Origin of the sequence: Paenarthrobacter sp. C1 (assembly GCF_049315185.1) — a bacterium.
GTDB lineage: Bacteria > Actinomycetota > Actinomycetes > Actinomycetales > Micrococcaceae > Arthrobacter > Arthrobacter nicotinovorans.
The window spans coordinates 524,920-542,208 of record NZ_CP186052.1; the positions used below are offsets into that span (position 1 = coordinate 524,920).

Below are 17,289 nucleotides of genomic sequence, written 5' to 3' on the forward strand. Positions count from 1 at the left end.
ATCCTGTCAGATGAGCACTACAGGTCCTTGTCACAAAACAGCCGTCCAGGTGGGTGTGCCGCTATGCAACAGCCAATGCCGGGGCGTTTCGGAAATGGCCGAGGGCGATGAGCGCCGCTCCGGCCAACGTCCACATGCCAAGAACCAGCCAGGGAAATGCGGACGGGGCATCCGGGAAATAGGAGAGGTCGCGCAGCAGTGTTCCTGAGGCGCCGGGCACCAACCACTGACCCACGTCGCCCCATGGTGCGGGAAGGAACTCCTTTGGCTGGGCCAATGACGAGAGTGGGTTGCCGATGAAAAGGGTGATGATCGCGCCAAGGGCGATGCCGGCGCGTCCGATGAGCGCGTTGAAGCCCACGATGATCGCGGCTGTCGCGACGACTCCCAAGCCGATGGCGCCGGCGTTTGCCCAATAACTCCCTTGGAGTGTGTGGAACCAGCCTTGCAGGATGCCGGTGAGCCCCAGGCCCGCCACCGCTCCATAAGCCAAAATGGCCCCGAGCCGGCGCCACGTTCCGGAGACGAACAGCGAGATCAGTACGCCGCCGATCATGCCTCCCATCGCGAGTGGGAGACCAGCAACTGCCAGTCCGGTGCCGCGTGCGTCATCGGACGAAAGCGGTACGACGTCGGTGATGGTCACTTGGGGAACCGCGGCCCCCTCCGCGCCCTGCGGCGCCTGACCCGCTTGGCCGTGCCCGGGGGCCTGGCCGCTGACGGCTGCCTGCGCTGCCTGGCCGAGAGCACTTTGGAGTCTGCCGATCACTTGCGCCTGTATTTGGGACTGCATTTGGGCGCCCATTTGGGTGAGTGCCTGCGAGGCGACCGGGCTGCCGGCGCTGGCGACGAGAATCTCCGGGGACGTCCCCAGGACGATCGCCCCATAGACCTGACGCTGCTTGATGAGCTCTACGGCTTCATCGCGGCTGGACGCAGTGCGTATGTCCAGGCTACCGGCAGGGGCCTTGGCAGCGATTTGGGAGACCTGGTCTGAGTTGCCCACGGCGGCAATGGGGAGGTTCTGGACCTTTGCGGTGACGCTCGGCCAAGCGAACGCCAGCAATACGGCACAAACGGCGACGGCGGCGAGCAGAGCGGTGCGCAGCGCTTGCGGCCAGGGGGTATGTGGACTCGCCACAGATGGTGACTGACGCCTCGGCTCTGTGAGCTCAGTTGTTGTCGACATGGGCTGTCCTCTCCAGCACTATAAAAAAAGAATGTTCGTTCTTCATTGTGAAGCGGTTCGATTCACTCGTCAAGAATGATCATTCGTTTTCTTTTCGCGGTACGGTGGGTGAATGCCGAAAGTTACCGAGGAACACCGCGGAGCCATGCGTGAACGCATCCAGCGGGCCGCTCTGGCGTGCGTTGCGGAGAAGGGCTTTTCCAGCGTTTCGATGGGGGATATCATCGCCGAGGCGGGCCTGTCCGCGGGCGCGGTCTATGTGTACTACCGCAGCAAAGAAGAACTCATTGTTGATACCGGCCGACTGGTCTTTGAAGAGCGCATGGCGGCGCTCGAACGACTCAGCAGCCAGGACGACGTCCCACCCCCCGTCGAGGCCGTGTTGGCTCTCATGTCCGGACTGGCGCAGCTTGACTTCTTCCCCGGGGTTGCGGTGCAGGTTTGGGGAGAGGCCGTTCGAAACGACAAATTGGGCGTCGTGGCGAGGGAGATCCTTAGTGAAATCCTGGGGCACATCGAGAACTACTTGAAAGGTTGGCTGCGCGGATCCAGGCCTGACGAAGAGGCAGCTGAACGGGCCCGCAGACTCGCCCCCGCAATTTTGGGGCTGATCCAAGGTTTCGCCATCCAGGCGGCGCTCGGAGGAGACGAAGCGGAAGCTGCCTACTTGGAGTCCGCCCGCACGCTGCTGTCGGATCTCTAGAGGATCAGCGCCCGGGACTAATTCCGTTACCCACGCCGTTACCTCCTTTGGGGCATGCCCCGGCAACGAACGCAACCAGACGACGACGGGGACGAGATACATGACTGCAGAGATTGCTGACGGAGTCGGATTCCGTTCCCGACGCGGACCCATCCTCATTGCCTTGATGCTTTCCACGGGCTTGGTGGCCATCGATTCAACGATCGTCGCCACGGCCGTGCCGTCCATTGTGGAAGACATCGGCGGTTTCAGTTCCTTCCCCTGGCTCTTCTCGGCGTACTTGTTGGCACAGGCTGTTTCCGTGCCTATCTACGCCAAGCTTTCCGACGTCGTGGGCCGGAAACCGATCATCCTCAGCGGCATTGGCCTGTTCCTGCTGGGATCCATACTGTGCGGGGTGGCATGGAGCATGCCGGCCCTGATTGCCTTCCGGGTGCTTCAAGGCCTCGGGGCAGGCGCGGTGCAACCAGTGTCAATCACCATCGCGGGGGACATTTACACCCTTGCCGAGCGCGCCAAGGTGCAGGGTTATCTGGCCAGCGTGTGGGCCATCTCTTCCGTGGTGGGGCCAACACTCGGTGGCGTCTTTGCGTCATTGGGGATCTGGCGCTGGATCTTCCTGATCAACATCCCGTTGTGCTTCCTGGCGGGTTGGATGCTGGTGCGCACCTTCCACGAGGACATTGAGCGTGCCAAGCACCGGATCGACTACCTGGGTGCCACCCTGCTGACCGTTTCCTTGAGCCTGCTGATTCTCGGGGCGCTCGAGGGTGGCCAGGCATGGGCCTGGAACTCACCCGTCAGCATCACGGTCTTCGCGGTGGGTACCTTGCTGCTGGGCGCTTTTGTCCTGGCTGAGCGGCGGGCGGCGGAGCCGATCCTCCCGTCATGGGTTCTGTCGCGACGGTTGCTCGCCACCACGGCCTTCATTTCCTTCGGCGTGGGCGCAGTCATGCTGGGCCTCACTTCCTATGTCCCGACCTTCCTTGAAGGTGCCCTGAAGACGTCTCCCATTCTGGCCGGCCTTGCATTGGCTGCCTTGACTTTGGGCTGGCCGATCAGTGCATCACAGGCCGGCCGGTTCTATCTGCGGATCGGGTTCAAGCGGACGGCCTTGATCGGCATCTCCATTTCGGTGGCGGGTGCAGCAGTGCTGGCGCTCACCGCGTCCTCGCCCAACGTCGTATTGGTGGCATTGGCGTGCTTCATCGTGGGCTTGGGGCTTGGCCTGGTTGCGACCCCCAGCCTCATCGCCGCCCAGTCGAGTGTTGAATGGAACGAACGCGGAGTGGTCACCGGAACCAACCTCTTTGCCCGTTCCATCGGCAGCGCCCTGGGAGTCGCCGTCTTTGGTGCGATCGCCAACGCCATCTACGCCGGCGGTCCAAGTGGTGGCACTGATCCGCAAACCACCATAAACGCGTCTGCGGCGGTGTTCGTGGCGGTGCTTGTCAGCGCCGTCCTCACTGTCGTGGCCGTGATCGCCATGCCCGCTGCGCAGCGGGCGGACAGCAACACCCCGAAAGAAGAAAAGGCCGCTGTGACACCTGCGGAGGACTAATCTCGAACGTATGGATGAACTGATCACCGGCACTCTGGAAAAGCTCTTTGAAGGCACTGTGTGGGCCGAAGGGCCGGTCTGGATTCCGGAATCTCAGACGGTTCGCTGGAGCGACATCCCCAATAACCGCATCCTGGAGTTCAACCCCGCCACGGGCGCCACGCGCGAGTACGCCACCGCCGTCGAATACACCAACGGCCGGACGCTCGACCACGACGGGGACGTAGTGCAATGCAGCCACGGCCGAAGGCGCGTGGAGCGGGACCACGACGGCGATGTGACGCCGATCGTCGACTCGTTCGGTGAGTACCGGCTCAATTCGCCCAACGACGTCGTGGTCGCCGCAGATGGAACGGTCTGGTTCACTGATCCGCCCTATGGAATACTGCCGGGCACGGTTGAAGGCCATGAAGGCGAACAGGAGTACGGTGGCTGCTACGTGTTCCGCTTCGACCCCGCGACGGAGGAACTAAAGCCGGTGGTCACGGACCTGGTCCATCCCAACGGCCTGGCTTTCTCGCCGGACGAGTCACTGCTGTATGTTTCGGACACGGCGGGGGCCGCGCATGGCGTCCCGTTCCGCATCGCAGCCTACCCCGTGGAAGAAGGGGCGTGTGGGGCCGGAACCACGTTCGTGGAGCTGGAGGAGGACCGGGCTTCTGACGGTTTCCGCGTTGACGTCGAGGGCCGGGTGTGGACATCGGCGGGGGCTTCTGTCCGTGTTTACGCGCCGGACGGCAGCCTGCTGGCCGCCGTCGAACTTCCTGAAAGGGTTTCCAACCTGTGTTTTGGTGGTCCCGACGGTCACGACCTCTACATCACGGCCACCACGTCTCTGTACCGTCTTCGCACCGGGACGCGCGACACTGTGTGGACGCGCTGACCCGGGCTCCCGCTGATTTATAAGGTTGCTGTGGTTCTGGCCGGGCTGGTTCGATACGCTGGGTCAAAGCGACACCACTGCAACCAGGGGAGTGAGCGTGTCAGGACCTAATCCCGACCCGTACGAGGACAAGATCACAGGCTTGGAACCTGGTGGGGGAGTGCCGCCGGGCGAAACCCCGCCCGGCGAGTCGTCGACGGCCGGCCCCCAGGGCCACGATGAGGGTGGCCCGAGGAAGGGCACCCAGGTCCTGTGGCTCTCGATCATAGGCGTCTTTGTCCTGTTGTCGATGCTGTACTTCATCGGGTACATCGTGGGGTTCTTCGACTGAGCCGGCCAGCTAAGGAACAGCCGGCCTCAAGTGGAAGTTGACGCTCACATGAAGGCAATTACCTATAACAAGTACGGAAACCCGGACGTCCTGGAACTCACTGACCAGCCAATGCCCAAAGTAGGGCCGGGCATGGTCCTGGTCAAAGTCAAGGCGGCCTCAGTGAATCCGGTGGACTGGAAGATCATGGCCGGCTACTTGGACCCCCTCATGGACCTGCAGTTCCCGGCCATTCCCGGGTGGGACGTCGCCGGCGTAGTGGAGTCGACAGGTATTGACGCTCCGCACTTCAAGCCCGGCGATGAGGTCATCGCCTACGGCCGCAAGGATTACGTCCACGGTGGCAGCTTTGCTGAATACATTGCCTTGCCGGAGCGGCTCCTGGCCCGCAAGCCGGAGTCCTTGGACTGGAACGAATCCGCTGGCTTGCCGCTGGCCGGGTTGACTGCATTTCAGGTGCTGAAGCGGCTGGAACTGGCTGCGGGGGAGACTGTCTTGATCCATGGCGGTTCGGGCGGCGTGGGTTCGCTCGGTATCCAGATTGCGAAGGCCCTTGGTGCGAAGGTGATCGCCACTGCCTCGGAGAAGAACCATGACTTCCTCCGGTCCCTGGGGGCCGAACCCGTGGCCTACGGCGAAGGGCTGGCGGAGAGGGTGCGTGCCCTGCGCCCCAAAGGCGTGGAAGTGGTTGCGGACTTCGTGGGCGGCAACCTTTCGACCACCCTGGAGGTCCTGAAGGAAAACGGTCGCCACGCCTCCATCGCGGACAGTGATGTCGAGGAGCACGGCGGCACCTGGATGTGGGTGAATCCCGTGGGTGCTGAGCTGCAGGAACTTGCCGATCTGGTGGACGGAAACAAACTCCAGGTTGAGGTAGCGGAGAGTTTCCCCCTTGCTGAGGCAGCGGAGGCGTTCCGCCTCAACATGGAAGGCCACACGCGCGGCAAGATCGTGGTCACGGTCGGAGCCTAAGGGCATAACGCGAACGACGGCGGCGGGTCACGTTGGGTTTCGTTTCGGAACCTGGCGTCGGCCCGCCGTTTTGCGTGAAGCATGGTGCTTCTTCAGCAGGTGTTCCTTCAGCCCGGGGTTTCTTCAGCATGGGGGAATTTGCCTTGTTAGGCCATCTTTGTGAGACTGAAATCCTCTATTCCCCAGTGTTAGGCTGATGTTTTGACGGACATTCAAGGTTTCGCGACGCAAACCAAGCGCTGACACGCACCTGATGTCCTTCCGGGCCGGTGGTTGCAGCGCATTCGCTGAAATCACTGGAGTCCTGAAAACATCATGCCTTTTACAAAAAATCCGTCCATCACCCTGACTGACGTCCGCCTTCAATGGCCGGACGGCACCACTGCCCTCACCGGGATTTCCGGGACCTTCGGAGTGGGCCGCACGGGCCTGGTGGGATCCAACGGTGCGGGAAAATCGACGTTGCTGCGCCTCATTGCCGGCGTGTTGACTCCAACGAGTGGCCGGATCAGCACCAACGGCGAGGTCGGCTACCTTCCGCAGACACTTACCCTCAAAACCGACTCAACCGTAGCCGACTTGCTCGGTATCGGCCCTAAGCTGCGGGCCTTGCGCGCCATCGAATCCGGCGACGCCGCGGTGGAGAATTTCGAGACAGTGGGCGATGACTGGGACATTGAAACCCGTGCAGACGAGTCCCTGCGTCATATCGGCTTTTCAGGATCGGACCTTGACCGGAACGTCGGCGAGATTTCGGGCGGCGAAGCCATGCTGGTCGCGATCACCGGACTTCGGCTCCAACGGACGGCAATTACGCTGCTGGACGAGCCAACGAACAACCTGGACAGGGATGCCCGGGCAAGACTCTCCGGCCTCATCACTTCCTGGCCAGGAACGCTGGTGGTGGTCAGCCACGACCTCAGCTTGCTGGAGTTGATGGATAACACCGCGGAGCTTCATGCCGGGGAACTCACGGTCTTCGGAGGTCCATACAGCGCTTGGCGGTCCCACATGGATGAGCAGCAAGCGGCAGCTGTGCAGGCTGCCCAAGCTGCAAAGCAGGCTGTGAAGATCGAGAAGCGCCAACGCCAGGATGCTGAAACGAAGCTGGCCAAGCGTGCCCGGACCGGCCAAAGCAGCTACGACAACAAGAAGGGCTCCAAGATTCTCATGAACCAGCGGGCCTCCGACGCGCAGGTGTCTGCGGGGAAGCTGCGCTCGGGGTCGGACGACAAGGTTAACGCCGCCCGGACCGCACTGGATGAGGCCTCGTCCAGAATCAGGGAAGAGGAGCGGATCAGCCTGAATCTTCCGGATCCGGACGTTCCCCGTGGACGCCGGATAGCCGAGTTGCGCGGGACCAATCGTGCCTTCTTCGTAGAAGGCCCGGAACGGGTGGCCATCATTGGTGCGAACGGAGTGGGAAAGACCACCTTGCTCGAACGCGTGGTCGCCGGTGAGTCCTTGCCCGACAACGACGAGGTGAGTGACGTCGTCGAATCCGGCACAGCCGGTGGTCGCCTTCTCACCGGGCGTGCCGGCTATCTGCGGCAGCGCCTCGACGGCTTGGACGATGCCGCGACCACGCTGGAAAATGTCCAGGCTTCGGCACCAAGCGTTCCCGAAGGTGAAATCCGGAACCAGTTGGCGCGGTTCCTGCTAAGGGGCGACAGCGTCTACCGGCCCGTTCATACGTTGTCCGGTGGCGAGCGGTTCAGGGTTTCGCTGGCCCGGCTCCTCTTTGCCGATCCGCCGCCACAGGTACTGATTCTCGATGAGCCCACCAACAACCTGGACATCCAGAGCGTGGACCAGCTCGTGGAAGCGTTGAACGCCTATCGCGGCGCCGTGATCCTGGTAAGCCACGACGACGACTTCCTGGACCGTCTGGATCTGGACCTTGTGCTGAATCTGGACCATGACGGATCACTCACGGAGTTGCCGTCGTAAGGAAGTAAGTTCCGGAACCCTGAGGCGGGACGCGCGCCATGTAGTCTGGGAATTTCGATTTGGGGAATTTATGGTGACTCGTCAGCGCAGCGGCTGCTTTTCCGTAGTGGCGGCAGGAATCCTGTTGATGGCGTGGATCGGCTCCATTTTCTGGACTGCCATCGACGAAGGTGCGGTGCCCGCCGACTCGTCGTTCCTTACCGTTCCGTCGCCCAGCGAAGCCGGGGCGATCAGCACACACTGTGGTTCGGGAGGCTGTTCCCGGGTAATGACCGTAAACGTCAAGCCACCTCAGACATCGCAGTCGATTGCAGCGGAGATGGGGCTGACGCAGGAACGCTGCGAACCGATGAACCTCTGGACCATGCGGAAGACTTGTACCGGAGTCTCCAGTGACGCAGGGGGGCTCAAAATCTACCTGCAATACTCCACCTTCTTCTCCAAGTACTAGCTTCGAGGTACCAGGCACGACGACGGCGGCGCGCCACCCTCGGCTCCCATGGAACCGAAGGTGACCCGCCGCCGTCGTGCTTTAAGCGGATGGCCGGTGAGGTCTACTTGGCCAGGAAGCTGAGCAGGATTTCGTTGATCTCAGCGCCGTGCGTCCAGAGGAAGCCGTGCGGTGCGTCCTCGATCTCGACGTATTCCGCCGCCGGCAGACGCTTGGTGAATTCGCGGCCTGTGGCATCGATGGGCAGGATGCGGTCGCCTGTTCCGTGGACGATCAGGGACGGAACGGTGACCTTTTCGATGTCGGAGCGGAAGTCGGTCAGCCAGGTGTCCACCACGGCGAACGATGCGTACCAGGACGAGCCTGCAGCGACGTTCCAGGAGTTGCGAAGGGCTTCTTCGCTGAGCCGGTTTCCGAGGAAGTTGTCGGTGTTGTAGAAGTCCTTGTAGAAGTTGGTGAACCAGGCGTAGCGGTCTTCGATGGCGGCGTTGCGGATGCCGTCGAACACGGAGGACGGGACGCCCGTTGGGTTGTCGTCGGTCTGGAGGAGGAACGGCTCGAGCGAAGCGAGGAAGACGGCCTTGGCAACGCGGGACTCGCCGTACGTGCCGATGTAGCGTCCAACTTCGCCGGTGCCCATGGAGAAACCGACCAGGACGGCGTTCTGCAGGTCGAGCGTTTCAAGGACTGTGTTGAGGTCGGCTGCGAAGGTGTCGTAGTCATAACCGGTGGTGGTCTTGCTGGACTTGCCGAACCCGCGGCGATCGTAGGTGACGACGCGGTAGCCGGCGTTCAGGAGGGCAGCGGTCTGCTTTTCCCAGGAGGCGCCGTCAAGGGGATAGCCGTGGATCAGGACAACCGGCTGACCTGAGCCGTGGTCCTCGTAGTAGAGCTCGATATCCGTGGTGTTCTCAGTTCCGACTTTGATGAAGCCCATGATTCTGTTCCCTTTCCTCGAAGTAGAGAACGATCGTTCTCTCTCTGCTTACAAATACTATAGAACGATCGTTCTCATTTCAAGTAGTATTGGGGTATGGATATTTCCGAGGTCCGGCACCGCATCGTCGCGACGGCTGACGGGCTCTACAACGCCAAAGGAATCCAGTCGGTGGGTATGGACGAGCTGCGGACCGCGGCGGGTGTCTCACTGAAAAAGCTTTACCAGGAATTTCCGTCCAAAAGCAGCATTGTCATGGCTGTTCTGGAGCGCAGGCACGAGTCCTGGACCGAGGGGCTGGATGCGATGGTGCGCAAGGCCCCGGATCCGCGGGGCAAGCTCCTGGCCATCTTTGACTACCTCGCCGGATGGTTCTGCCAGGATTCGTTCCGGGGCTGCGGCTTCATCAACAGCTTCGCGGAGCTGGGTGCTGTCAGCCCCGAAGTAGCTGACTATGCGCGGAAGCATAAGGAATCGTTCCAGGAATACGTTGCAGGCCTCGCCGCCGGGGCCGGTGCGCCGGCGTACTTGGCGCCCCAGCTTTCAATCCTCGCCGAGGGGGCGCAAACGACGGCGGCCATCGCCGGCTCGCCCGAGGCTGCGGGACAAGCGCGGCAGGCCGCCGAAGTGCTGATCGACGCTGCATTGGGCCAGGCTTCCTAGCCGGATTGCCTCCTGGCCCGGAACCTGCCGGTCCCGGCGCCGCCCTCAGCGGGCCTCAAGCTCCTCGAGTGTCTTGCCCTTGGTGTCGGAAGACCGGAGGGTGGCAATGGCTGAGATGATGCAGATGCCGAGCGTTGTCAGCCCGATGACCATGGGGATGTTGGCAGACCCCGGGGGAGCAATTGCGGTAAACAGGCTCGGGAAGAACGAGGCAATCATGAGTCCGATGTTCTGGGACACCGCGAATCCCGTGACGCGCATCCGCATCGGGAACTGCTCCTGGAAGAACGTGGCGAAGGTGGCGTTCCACATCTGGAAGAGGATGCCCTGGACGATCACAACGCAGACGAACACCAAGGGCAGGCTCCGCTGTTCGATGGCCCAAAGGTAGCCCATGGTCAGCAGCCCCCCGGTCATGCCGCCGGCCACCATCAAAGCACGCCGCCCGATCTTGTCCGAGAGTGCGCCGAACGCCGGAATGGTGAGGACGGCGGTGACATTGGCGGCCATGGTCACCCAGAGGAACTCGCTGCTGGAGAATCCGATCCCGTAGCCCTTCTGGGTGGCGAACGAAACCCCGAAGATCAGGGTTGCCATGCCGATGACGTTGGTGAAGGTCATGGCAATGCAGCGGACCAGGACCCAGGGGTGGGTGCGCAGGAGGTCGACCAATGGGAACCGGCGTTTGGCGGGGGCTGCCTCGGACTGTGCCAGGTAGGCCGGTGGCTCCTGCACCCGGCGGCGAATAACGTAACCTGCCACGATCACTACGGCGCTGAGCAGGAAGGGAAGCCGCCATCCCCAGGAGTGGAACTCTTCATCCGGCAGCAGGGCGGCCAGGGGAATCAGCACTGCCGTGGCCAGAATCGAGCCGACCTGCGTGCCTTGGAGGCTGAAGCTGGCAAAGAATCCCCGCCGGGCGTCGGGGGAATGTTCCACGATCATCGCGCTCGCACCGCCGAGTTCGCCGGCGACGGCGAAGCCCTGTATCAGGCGGAGGATCACCAGCATGACGGGGGCCAGGAGTCCGACCTGTCCGTAGGTGGGGAGGAGACCGACGGCAAAGGTGGCGAAACCCATGAGCAGCATCGCGAAAACGAGCACCTTCTTGCGTCCGTGCCTGTCACCGTAAGCGCCCAGGACCACTGCGCCCAGGGGTCGTGAAACATATCCCACTGCGTAGGTGGCCAAGGAAGCGATGATTCCCACCGTGGGATTCTCTGTGGGGAAGAAGATCGTGGGAAACAGGAGCGTTGCTGCCAGCGAGTACAGGGCGAAGTCGTAGTACTCCAATGCGCTGCCGATCCAGCCGCTCATGGCGGCCTTCTTCGGGTCCTTTCGAGCGGTGCTTTCGCTGGGTACTGGAGGGATCTCCCTCCGGTGCGTGACGGTCACGTCGCTGTACTCCTCTGGCGTCGTTGGCAAAGAATAAACCTCGTCTTGAATCGATTCATAATCCTACGACGTGACCTGGGTTACGTCAACGGAAGATTGGTTCCCGGATGCCATTGGATCCATGGCGCAGGAACCGGCTGATGCGCAGCGTTGCGGGATAGCCCCGACGGGCACGGCGGGGCTAGGCTTCTTGGACGCGCCGAACGGCGCGGCAGGAAGAAGACTATTCGTGTTTGAAGCCCCCAGCATCTTGTTCCTCTCAGCAGGCTTTGCAGTGTTGGCCGCTGCCGTCCTGCCAAAACTGTTGCGACGCATGCCGCTGTCCATGCCGATGGTCTTTCTTGGCAGCGGAATCCTGGCGTTCACTCTGCTCCCGGATCTGCCGGACCCTGATCCTGTCCGCTACGGGGAGTTCGCTACCCACCTCACTGAAATCTGCGTCATCATCTCCTTGATGGGCGCAGGTCTGGCCCTCGACCGACCGTTCCGGTGGCGCGGGTGGTCAACCACTTGGCGCCTGCTTGGCATCGTTATGCCCTTGTGCATCCTGGTGATGACGCTCCTGGGAATGTGGGTGCTGGGGTTGGGGCTCGCCGCCGCCATCCTTGTTGCGGCCGCGATTGCCCCCACTGACCCGGTGCTGGCCTCCGAGGTCCAGGTGGGAAAACCTGCGGACAGTGAAGAGGATCCGGACGAGGACGAGGTGCGCTTTGCCCTGACCTCGGAAGCCGGCTTGAATGACGGGCTTGCCTTCCCCTTTGTCTACCTCGCCATCCTCATCAGCCTGGTGGGAGCCGCGCCGGCTGCGTGGTCAGGGGAGTGGGTGGGTGTTGATTTGCTCTGGCGGATTGCCGCGGGGGTCCTGATCGGATTCGGCACGGGCAAGCTGTTGAGCCTGATCTTCTTCGCTGCCAAGGGAAAGAGTTTCCGCCTCTCCGAGCATTCCGAGGGCTTCGTTGCCCTGGCGGCCACGTTCCTGGCCTACGGCGCCACGGAGCTGGTGGCCGGATACGGCTTCATCGCAGTCTTCATCTGTGCCCTGACCATCCGTTCCGCCGAGCATAACCACGCCTACCACCAGGTTCTGCACAGCTATGTAGAGCAGCTGGAGCGGCTGATGACCGTAGTGATCCTGGTCCTCCTTGGCGGCGCTATTGCACGTGGTCTTTTGGAAGGCATTGGTTGGCCTGAAGTGCTGGTAGCCCTGGCGTTCCTCTTGGTGGTCCGGCCCGTGGCCGGCTGGATAGGGCTGATGCGTGGAAAGACCGGCCCCCGCGAACGCCTGGCCATTTCGTACTTTGGAATTCGAGGGATCGGCTCCCTCTTTTACATTGCCTTTGCGATCAGCCACGGACATTTCGAAGATGAGGCCCACAGTCTGTGGGCAATGGTCGGATTGGTGGTGGCGCTGTCCATCGTGGTCCACGGGGCTACCACCGCGCCGTTGATGAATCGGCTGGATAGACTTCGCGTTGCGCAAGCGCGCAAGCAGCACGGTGACGAGGGCCGGGCTCCTACAACGCCTGTTTAGGGGCGGCTGTCCGCGTCCCGGTTGCCGCCATCGCCGTATTTCATAAATATTTTGGAGTAATTAATCCGCGCTGGAAAGCCATCCCTAAACGCCGATAGTCAGCACCCTGATGGTTTGAGCAGGGACGATACCCAAAACGGCCGGATGGAGGGGTCGACGGGGCGCTCCCGCACCGGCTTATCGCTCCATCGCCGGCCCTAGGCACACCGCGATCGCGGGCGTACAGTCCGCTGTATAGCTCCCCCGCATCCTGTTGGGCAGTTGCTTTGGGGCGGTCGCCCCGCTGGGGGAAGGAACTGCCATGCACCATAGCTCCGCGCGAAATAATCCAGGGATACATTCAGCGGGATCGAGCCGCCGGCGCACGTCGGTAACAGTGGGGGCCGCCTCCGGAGTTCTTCTCCTTGCCGGTGCCATCATGCTCCAACAATCACCTGCATTTGCGGCGACGCCGGTAAACCTGGGTACTGCGGGGTCGTACTCGGTCCTTGCCGCCACCACGGTGACCAACACCGGCCCCACCACCCTCCAAGGAGACCTGGGCCTGAGCCCCGGCACCGCCATTACCGGCTTTCCGCCCGGCACCGCTGCTGGCACAATCCACGCGGCCGACGCGGTGGCTTTGCAAGCACAGTCGGATCTGACCACCGCCTACAACAATGCGGCAGGGCAAGCGTTGACGGCGAGCGTATCGGGCGACCTGGTTGGCCAGACTTTGACGGAAGGTGTCTACAAGTCAACATCGTCGCTGGCGCTCAGCGGTCAGCTGACCCTGGATGGCCAGGGTAATCCGGCGTCTGTGTTCGTGTTCCAGGTGGCGTCCACGCTGATTACTGCGTCCGCCAGCAGCATCATCTTCACCAACGGCGCCCAAGCCTGCAACGTGTTCTGGCAGGTCGGCAGCTCGGCAACCCTGGGCACTGCCTCAAGCTTCAAAGGCACCGTACTTGCGCTGACGTCGATTACAGCCCAGACCAACGCAGTGGTGGAGGGGCGGCTCCTGGCGCGTAATGGTCAGGTTTCCCTGGACACCAACGTGGTAACCGCACCCGCTTGCGTCACGACCCCCACCACCTCCGCGCCACCTGCAACAGCGACGGCGACGGCGACTGCGACGCCGACCGCGACAGTGACAGAGACGGCGACTGCAACTGCGACCGCGACTGCGACTGCGACGCCGACCGCGACGGAGACAGCGACTGCGACGGCGACTGCGACGGCGACTGCGACGGCGACTGCGACGGCGACTGCGACACCGACCGCGACGGAGACGGTGACAGAGACGGCGACTGCGACGCCGACCGCGACGGCGACTGCGACGCCGACCGCGACGGAGACGGCGACCGCGACCCCGACTGCCACTTCCACTGACGGCGCCACTCCGGTCCAGTCCGCACCCTTGGCTGGGACGGGTAGGAATCAGGGCACCAACGTGGACACTGCAGCAAGGGTTTCCAACACGGAGCCCATAAGCCGCACGGCCGTGCTCGGCACGATCTTGGTGGCCCTGGGCGGTGCAGGAATTCTGACCTTGGGCATCCGCTTCCTGACCGCTATTCGCAGGGAAAACCAGCAGGACTAGCAGCTTGCGTCGAGGATCTGTACAGCGAGGCAGGCACCGCCGTTCGCCGGGGCGTTGGAAACAACGGCGAACGGCGGTCATCGCCTCCATGGCTGTAGTGCTGTTGGCGGCGTTGCTTCCGGGGTGGTCAACGCAGGCCGCCACTGATTCCGGGCCAACGGTCGCGGCAGGTGAACCATCCAAGGCAATCAGCGCTATACAGCCGTTCACTTCGAGCAGCGCTTCTGCGGCACCCTCCACGGCACCTGCTGCTGCACCCGCGCCGCAGCCAGCGCCCAGCGAGGCAGCCGCAGCGGCGACCGGTTCGCCACCCTTGCACATAACGTACGCGAAGGTCGGGATGGACCAGGCGATCGTGCCCCTTGCCCCGACGGAGGCCGAACGGGAACTGGGTTCCATCGTCCCGCCGTACACACACGATGCGTATTGGCTCGACCCATACGGCATGCCGGGTGCGGGATCAACCAACACCACGTACCTGGTGGGACATAGCTGGGAGGGACAGGCCTCTCCCTTCAACAACATCAGCACCCTCGCGCAGGCGGGTGACCGCATCACCGTCACAACCGCGGAGGGGCTGCTGGAGTTCAGGGTCGACTCGGTGGCAACGGAGTACAAGGACACCCTGCGGGACAGTGAGATCTGGGACAGGGTGCCGGGGCGTCTCATTCTCATCACTTGCTACGCGGCTGATCTGTGGGGGAAAAACATCGTCGTGCTGGCGAGCCCGGAGCGCGTGCCGTAGCGGATTGTTGCGTAATGCGTGCGGGCTGGAGGGAAGCGGTGCCGCAGCGAGCAGGCCGTGGAAGACTGGACACATGTCTTCCCGTCCCGTGAAACCGCGCCCCCAGCCCGACGTCGTTGAAACTGACGGTCCCAAGCCTGCGGGCAAGGGGCGCCGCCACCTGGCCATGAGGCTCGACGACGCGTGGCTGGGTTTCCAGACCCGCCTTGCCATCCGGCGTGGCCGGGTGGAGACCGTGATTCCGTATACGGGCTACGGCTCGACGACTTGGGTCCGGGTGCTGGCCCGCGTGGTGCGAAGTGATCCGCGCGACGCTGCAGGTCACGCAAAGCCCTTGCAGGAAAGCATGCGCGGCTGGCGGAACTTCACGAGTGCTCCTGTAGCCAACGCCGCGGTAAAGGTGACTGTGGCCGGTTCCGTCCATGACGTCGTCGCAGACCGCGGCGGTGTGGTTGATGTGCGCATCCCGGTGACCCTGACAGCTGGTTGGCACACCATCACGCTGCAGTCGGGGGAGTCCCACGTCGTGGAGGCTCCCGTGCGGATTGTTGCGGACGACACGGACTTTGGAGTCGTCTCGGACATCGACGACACGGTCATGGTCACCGCGCTGCCCCGGCCTTTCCTGGCCGCCTGGAACACGTTCGTGCTCAACGAACATGCCCGGACTCCCACTCCGGGCATGGCGGTGCTGTATGAACGGATCGCCAGGACGGCCCCGTCGGCGCCGGTACTGTATCTCTCCACCGGGGCCTGGAACGTTGCCCCGACGCTGTCGCGTTTCCTTTCCCGCAATCTGTACCCGGCTGGTCCCAAGCTGCTGACCGACTGGGGCCCAACGCCGGATCGCTGGTTCCGCAGCGGCCAGGAACACAAACGGACCTCGCTGGAACGCCTCGCGGAGGAGTTCCCCCACGTCAAATGGCTCCTGGTTGGTGACGACGGACAACATGACGAAGCCATTTACTCCGAGTTCGCCCAGCGCCACCCGGAGAATGTCCGGGCCATTGCCATCCGCCAACTCTCGGCCGGCGAAGCGGTCCTCGCAGGCGGTCGGTCGAAGACGGTCGGTCAACCCACACCGGGGGTTCCTTGGATCTATGCCCCGGACGGTGCAGGCATGTCGGCCCGGCTCGAGGAGTTGGGCATTATCCGGAGCGACGTCCGTTCCGCCGACGATCCCGAAGAAGGCGACATCCAGGCCTAGCCCTGGCCCGCCACGCGGCGGTCAGGGCCCGCTCTTTTGCGGACAGCTGGCGGTTAGCGCAGCACGCAGGGACGCCTAGGCTTGCATCAGGTCACGACGAGGTGGCCGGAATTGATGGAGGTCGAGATGACAACTTTACGGAAAGTGCCGCCATTTGATGCCGAACTAGGGGCTACCCTCGGGGCGCTGGGCGACCTGATTGCTCCCACCCTGACCCCGGACATGATTGAAGGAATGCGGGAGTCGTTCGTTGTGGCTCCCGTCGAAGATCTCTTGTCGGGACGCCCCGTAACGCACTTTGAGCGGACCATTCCGGGCCCGTTGGGTGCTCCCGACCTCACAGTGTCTGTTTTCCAGCGAACTGACCACGCCCCTGGAGGGCCCGGTATCTATCACATCCATGGTGGCGGCATGGTCATGGGTGACCGGTTTCTTGGAGCGGACTCCCTGATTGACTGGGTGGAGCAACTGGACGCGGTGGCTGTCTCGGTGGAGTACCGCCTGGCCCCCGAAAACCCTGATCCGGCACCCGTGGAGGACTGCTATGCGGGCCTGGAGTGGATGGCGGCGAACGCAGAAGAGCTGGGTGTGGATCCCGAGCGGCTGGTCGTCGCGGGTGCCAGCGCGGGAGGAGGATTGGCTGCAGGCGTGGCACTGATGTCACGCGACCGTGGCGGCCCCGCCCTGGCAGGGCAGCTGCTGATCTACCCCATGTTGGACGACCGCAACGAGAGCCTGTCCAGCCACCAGTTCGACGGCATCGGCGTCTGGGACCGGACCAGCAACGACACCGGCTGGGATGCCCTCCTGGGTGACCGCCGCAAAACCAGTCAGGTATCCATATATGCGGCGCCTGCCCGCGCAGCCGATCTTTCGAACCTGCCGCCCGCCTTCATTGACGTTGCCTCCGCCGAAGTGTTCCGGGATGAGGACGTGGCCTACGCGTCGACCATCTGGGCCTGCGGAGGGGATGCGGAACTGCACGTCTGGCCCGGCGGCTTCCACGGTTTCGATATTTTCTTCCCCCAGGCAGCGCTTTCGGTCCTGGCCCGGGAAGCCAGGACCAGGTGGCTCCGACGCATACTGGGCACCTGATGGACCTGTCCCGCCGCCGCAGTTTGTTGCCGCAGCGGCAGGACTGGAGCACCATTGAGTTCCCGAAGGTTGACGATGTGGTGGGCGGTAGGAA

Annotated in this window: 16 protein-coding genes; 13 read left to right on the forward strand and 3 right to left on the reverse strand. The window is 63.0% G+C overall.

What is annotated here, in order from left to right:
- Positions 1-61: 61 nt before the first annotated feature.
- On the reverse strand, positions 62-1,189 hold the full coding sequence (locus ACNAOU_RS02625) for an ABC transporter permease (protein ID WP_275777725.1): 1,128 nt from the start codon (positions 1,187-1,189) through the stop codon (positions 62-64).
- Between the two features lie 112 nt (positions 1,190-1,301).
- On the opposite strand from ACNAOU_RS02625, the gene ACNAOU_RS02630 reads away from it, so the two are divergent.
- From ACNAOU_RS02630 to ACNAOU_RS02660, 7 genes are all read left to right on the forward strand, one after another.
- A complete protein-coding gene (locus ACNAOU_RS02630) occupies positions 1,302-1,892 on the forward strand; it encodes a TetR/AcrR family transcriptional regulator (protein WP_422757947.1) in 591 nt (196 codons plus the stop codon).
- Between the two features lie 100 nt (positions 1,893-1,992).
- Positions 1,993-3,453, forward strand: a complete 1,461-nt coding sequence (locus ACNAOU_RS02635) for an MFS transporter (protein WP_422757948.1) — start codon at positions 1,993-1,995, stop codon at positions 3,451-3,453.
- A 10-nt stretch (positions 3,454-3,463) separates the two neighbouring features.
- A complete protein-coding gene (locus tag ACNAOU_RS02640) occupies positions 3,464-4,336 on the forward strand; it encodes an SMP-30/gluconolactonase/LRE family protein (protein WP_422757949.1) in 873 nt (290 codons plus the stop codon).
- Between the two features lie 97 nt (positions 4,337-4,433).
- Positions 4,434-4,667, forward strand: coding sequence for a DUF6480 family protein (locus ACNAOU_RS02645; protein WP_026267494.1), 234 nt, complete (start codon positions 4,434-4,436; stop codon positions 4,665-4,667).
- Positions 4,668-4,715: 48 nt separating this feature from the next.
- The gene (locus ACNAOU_RS02650; RefSeq protein WP_422758655.1) at positions 4,716-5,639 is read left to right on the forward strand and encodes an NADP-dependent oxidoreductase; all 924 of its coding nucleotides are present in this window, start codon (positions 4,716-4,718) and stop codon (positions 5,637-5,639) included.
- Positions 5,640-5,954: 315 nt separating this feature from the next.
- Complete coding sequence (locus tag ACNAOU_RS02655; protein ID WP_275777730.1) at positions 5,955-7,589, forward strand: ABC-F family ATP-binding cassette domain-containing protein; 1,635 nt, start codon at positions 5,955-5,957, stop codon at positions 7,587-7,589.
- 70 nt (positions 7,590-7,659) lie between these two features.
- Positions 7,660-8,040, forward strand: coding sequence for a hypothetical protein (locus ACNAOU_RS02660; RefSeq protein WP_227453672.1), 381 nt, complete (start codon positions 7,660-7,662; stop codon positions 8,038-8,040).
- Between the two features lie 103 nt (positions 8,041-8,143).
- Here ACNAOU_RS02660 and ACNAOU_RS02665 read toward each other — a convergent pair whose 3' ends face one another.
- Positions 8,144-8,977: an alpha/beta fold hydrolase gene (locus tag ACNAOU_RS02665; RefSeq protein WP_018780080.1), complete on the reverse strand. Its 834-nt coding sequence runs from the start codon at positions 8,975-8,977 to the stop codon at positions 8,144-8,146.
- A 96-nt stretch (positions 8,978-9,073) separates the two neighbouring features.
- Between ACNAOU_RS02665 and ACNAOU_RS02670 the strand changes: the two genes are divergently transcribed.
- Entirely contained in the window at positions 9,074-9,640 is a 567-nt protein-coding gene (locus tag ACNAOU_RS02670) for a TetR/AcrR family transcriptional regulator (RefSeq protein WP_354628526.1), read from the forward strand.
- Positions 9,641-9,685: 45 nt separating this feature from the next.
- Here ACNAOU_RS02670 and ACNAOU_RS02675 read toward each other — a convergent pair whose 3' ends face one another.
- The gene (locus ACNAOU_RS02675) at positions 9,686-11,035 is read right to left on the reverse strand and encodes an MFS transporter (RefSeq protein ID WP_422757950.1); all 1,350 of its coding nucleotides are present in this window, start codon (positions 11,033-11,035) and stop codon (positions 9,686-9,688) included.
- A gap of 229 nt (positions 11,036-11,264) precedes the next feature.
- On the opposite strand from ACNAOU_RS02675, the gene ACNAOU_RS02680 reads away from it, so the two are divergent.
- From ACNAOU_RS02680 to ACNAOU_RS02700, 5 genes are all read left to right on the forward strand, one after another.
- Entirely contained in the window at positions 11,265-12,566 is a 1,302-nt protein-coding gene (locus ACNAOU_RS02680; RefSeq protein ID WP_422757951.1) for a cation:proton antiporter, read from the forward strand.
- 418 nt (positions 12,567-12,984) lie between these two features.
- Complete coding sequence (locus ACNAOU_RS02685; RefSeq protein WP_422757952.1) at positions 12,985-14,148, forward strand: ice-binding family protein; 1,164 nt, start codon at positions 12,985-12,987, stop codon at positions 14,146-14,148.
- A gap of 88 nt (positions 14,149-14,236) precedes the next feature.
- Complete coding sequence (locus ACNAOU_RS02690) at positions 14,237-14,893, forward strand: class F sortase (RefSeq protein WP_275777741.1); 657 nt, start codon at positions 14,237-14,239, stop codon at positions 14,891-14,893.
- A 73-nt stretch (positions 14,894-14,966) separates the two neighbouring features.
- The gene (locus ACNAOU_RS02695; protein ID WP_422757953.1) at positions 14,967-16,100 is read left to right on the forward strand and encodes an App1 family protein; all 1,134 of its coding nucleotides are present in this window, start codon (positions 14,967-14,969) and stop codon (positions 16,098-16,100) included.
- 126 nt (positions 16,101-16,226) lie between these two features.
- Complete coding sequence (locus ACNAOU_RS02700) at positions 16,227-17,195, forward strand: alpha/beta hydrolase (protein WP_179128469.1); 969 nt, start codon at positions 16,227-16,229, stop codon at positions 17,193-17,195.
- Positions 17,196-17,289: the final 94 nt, after the last annotated feature.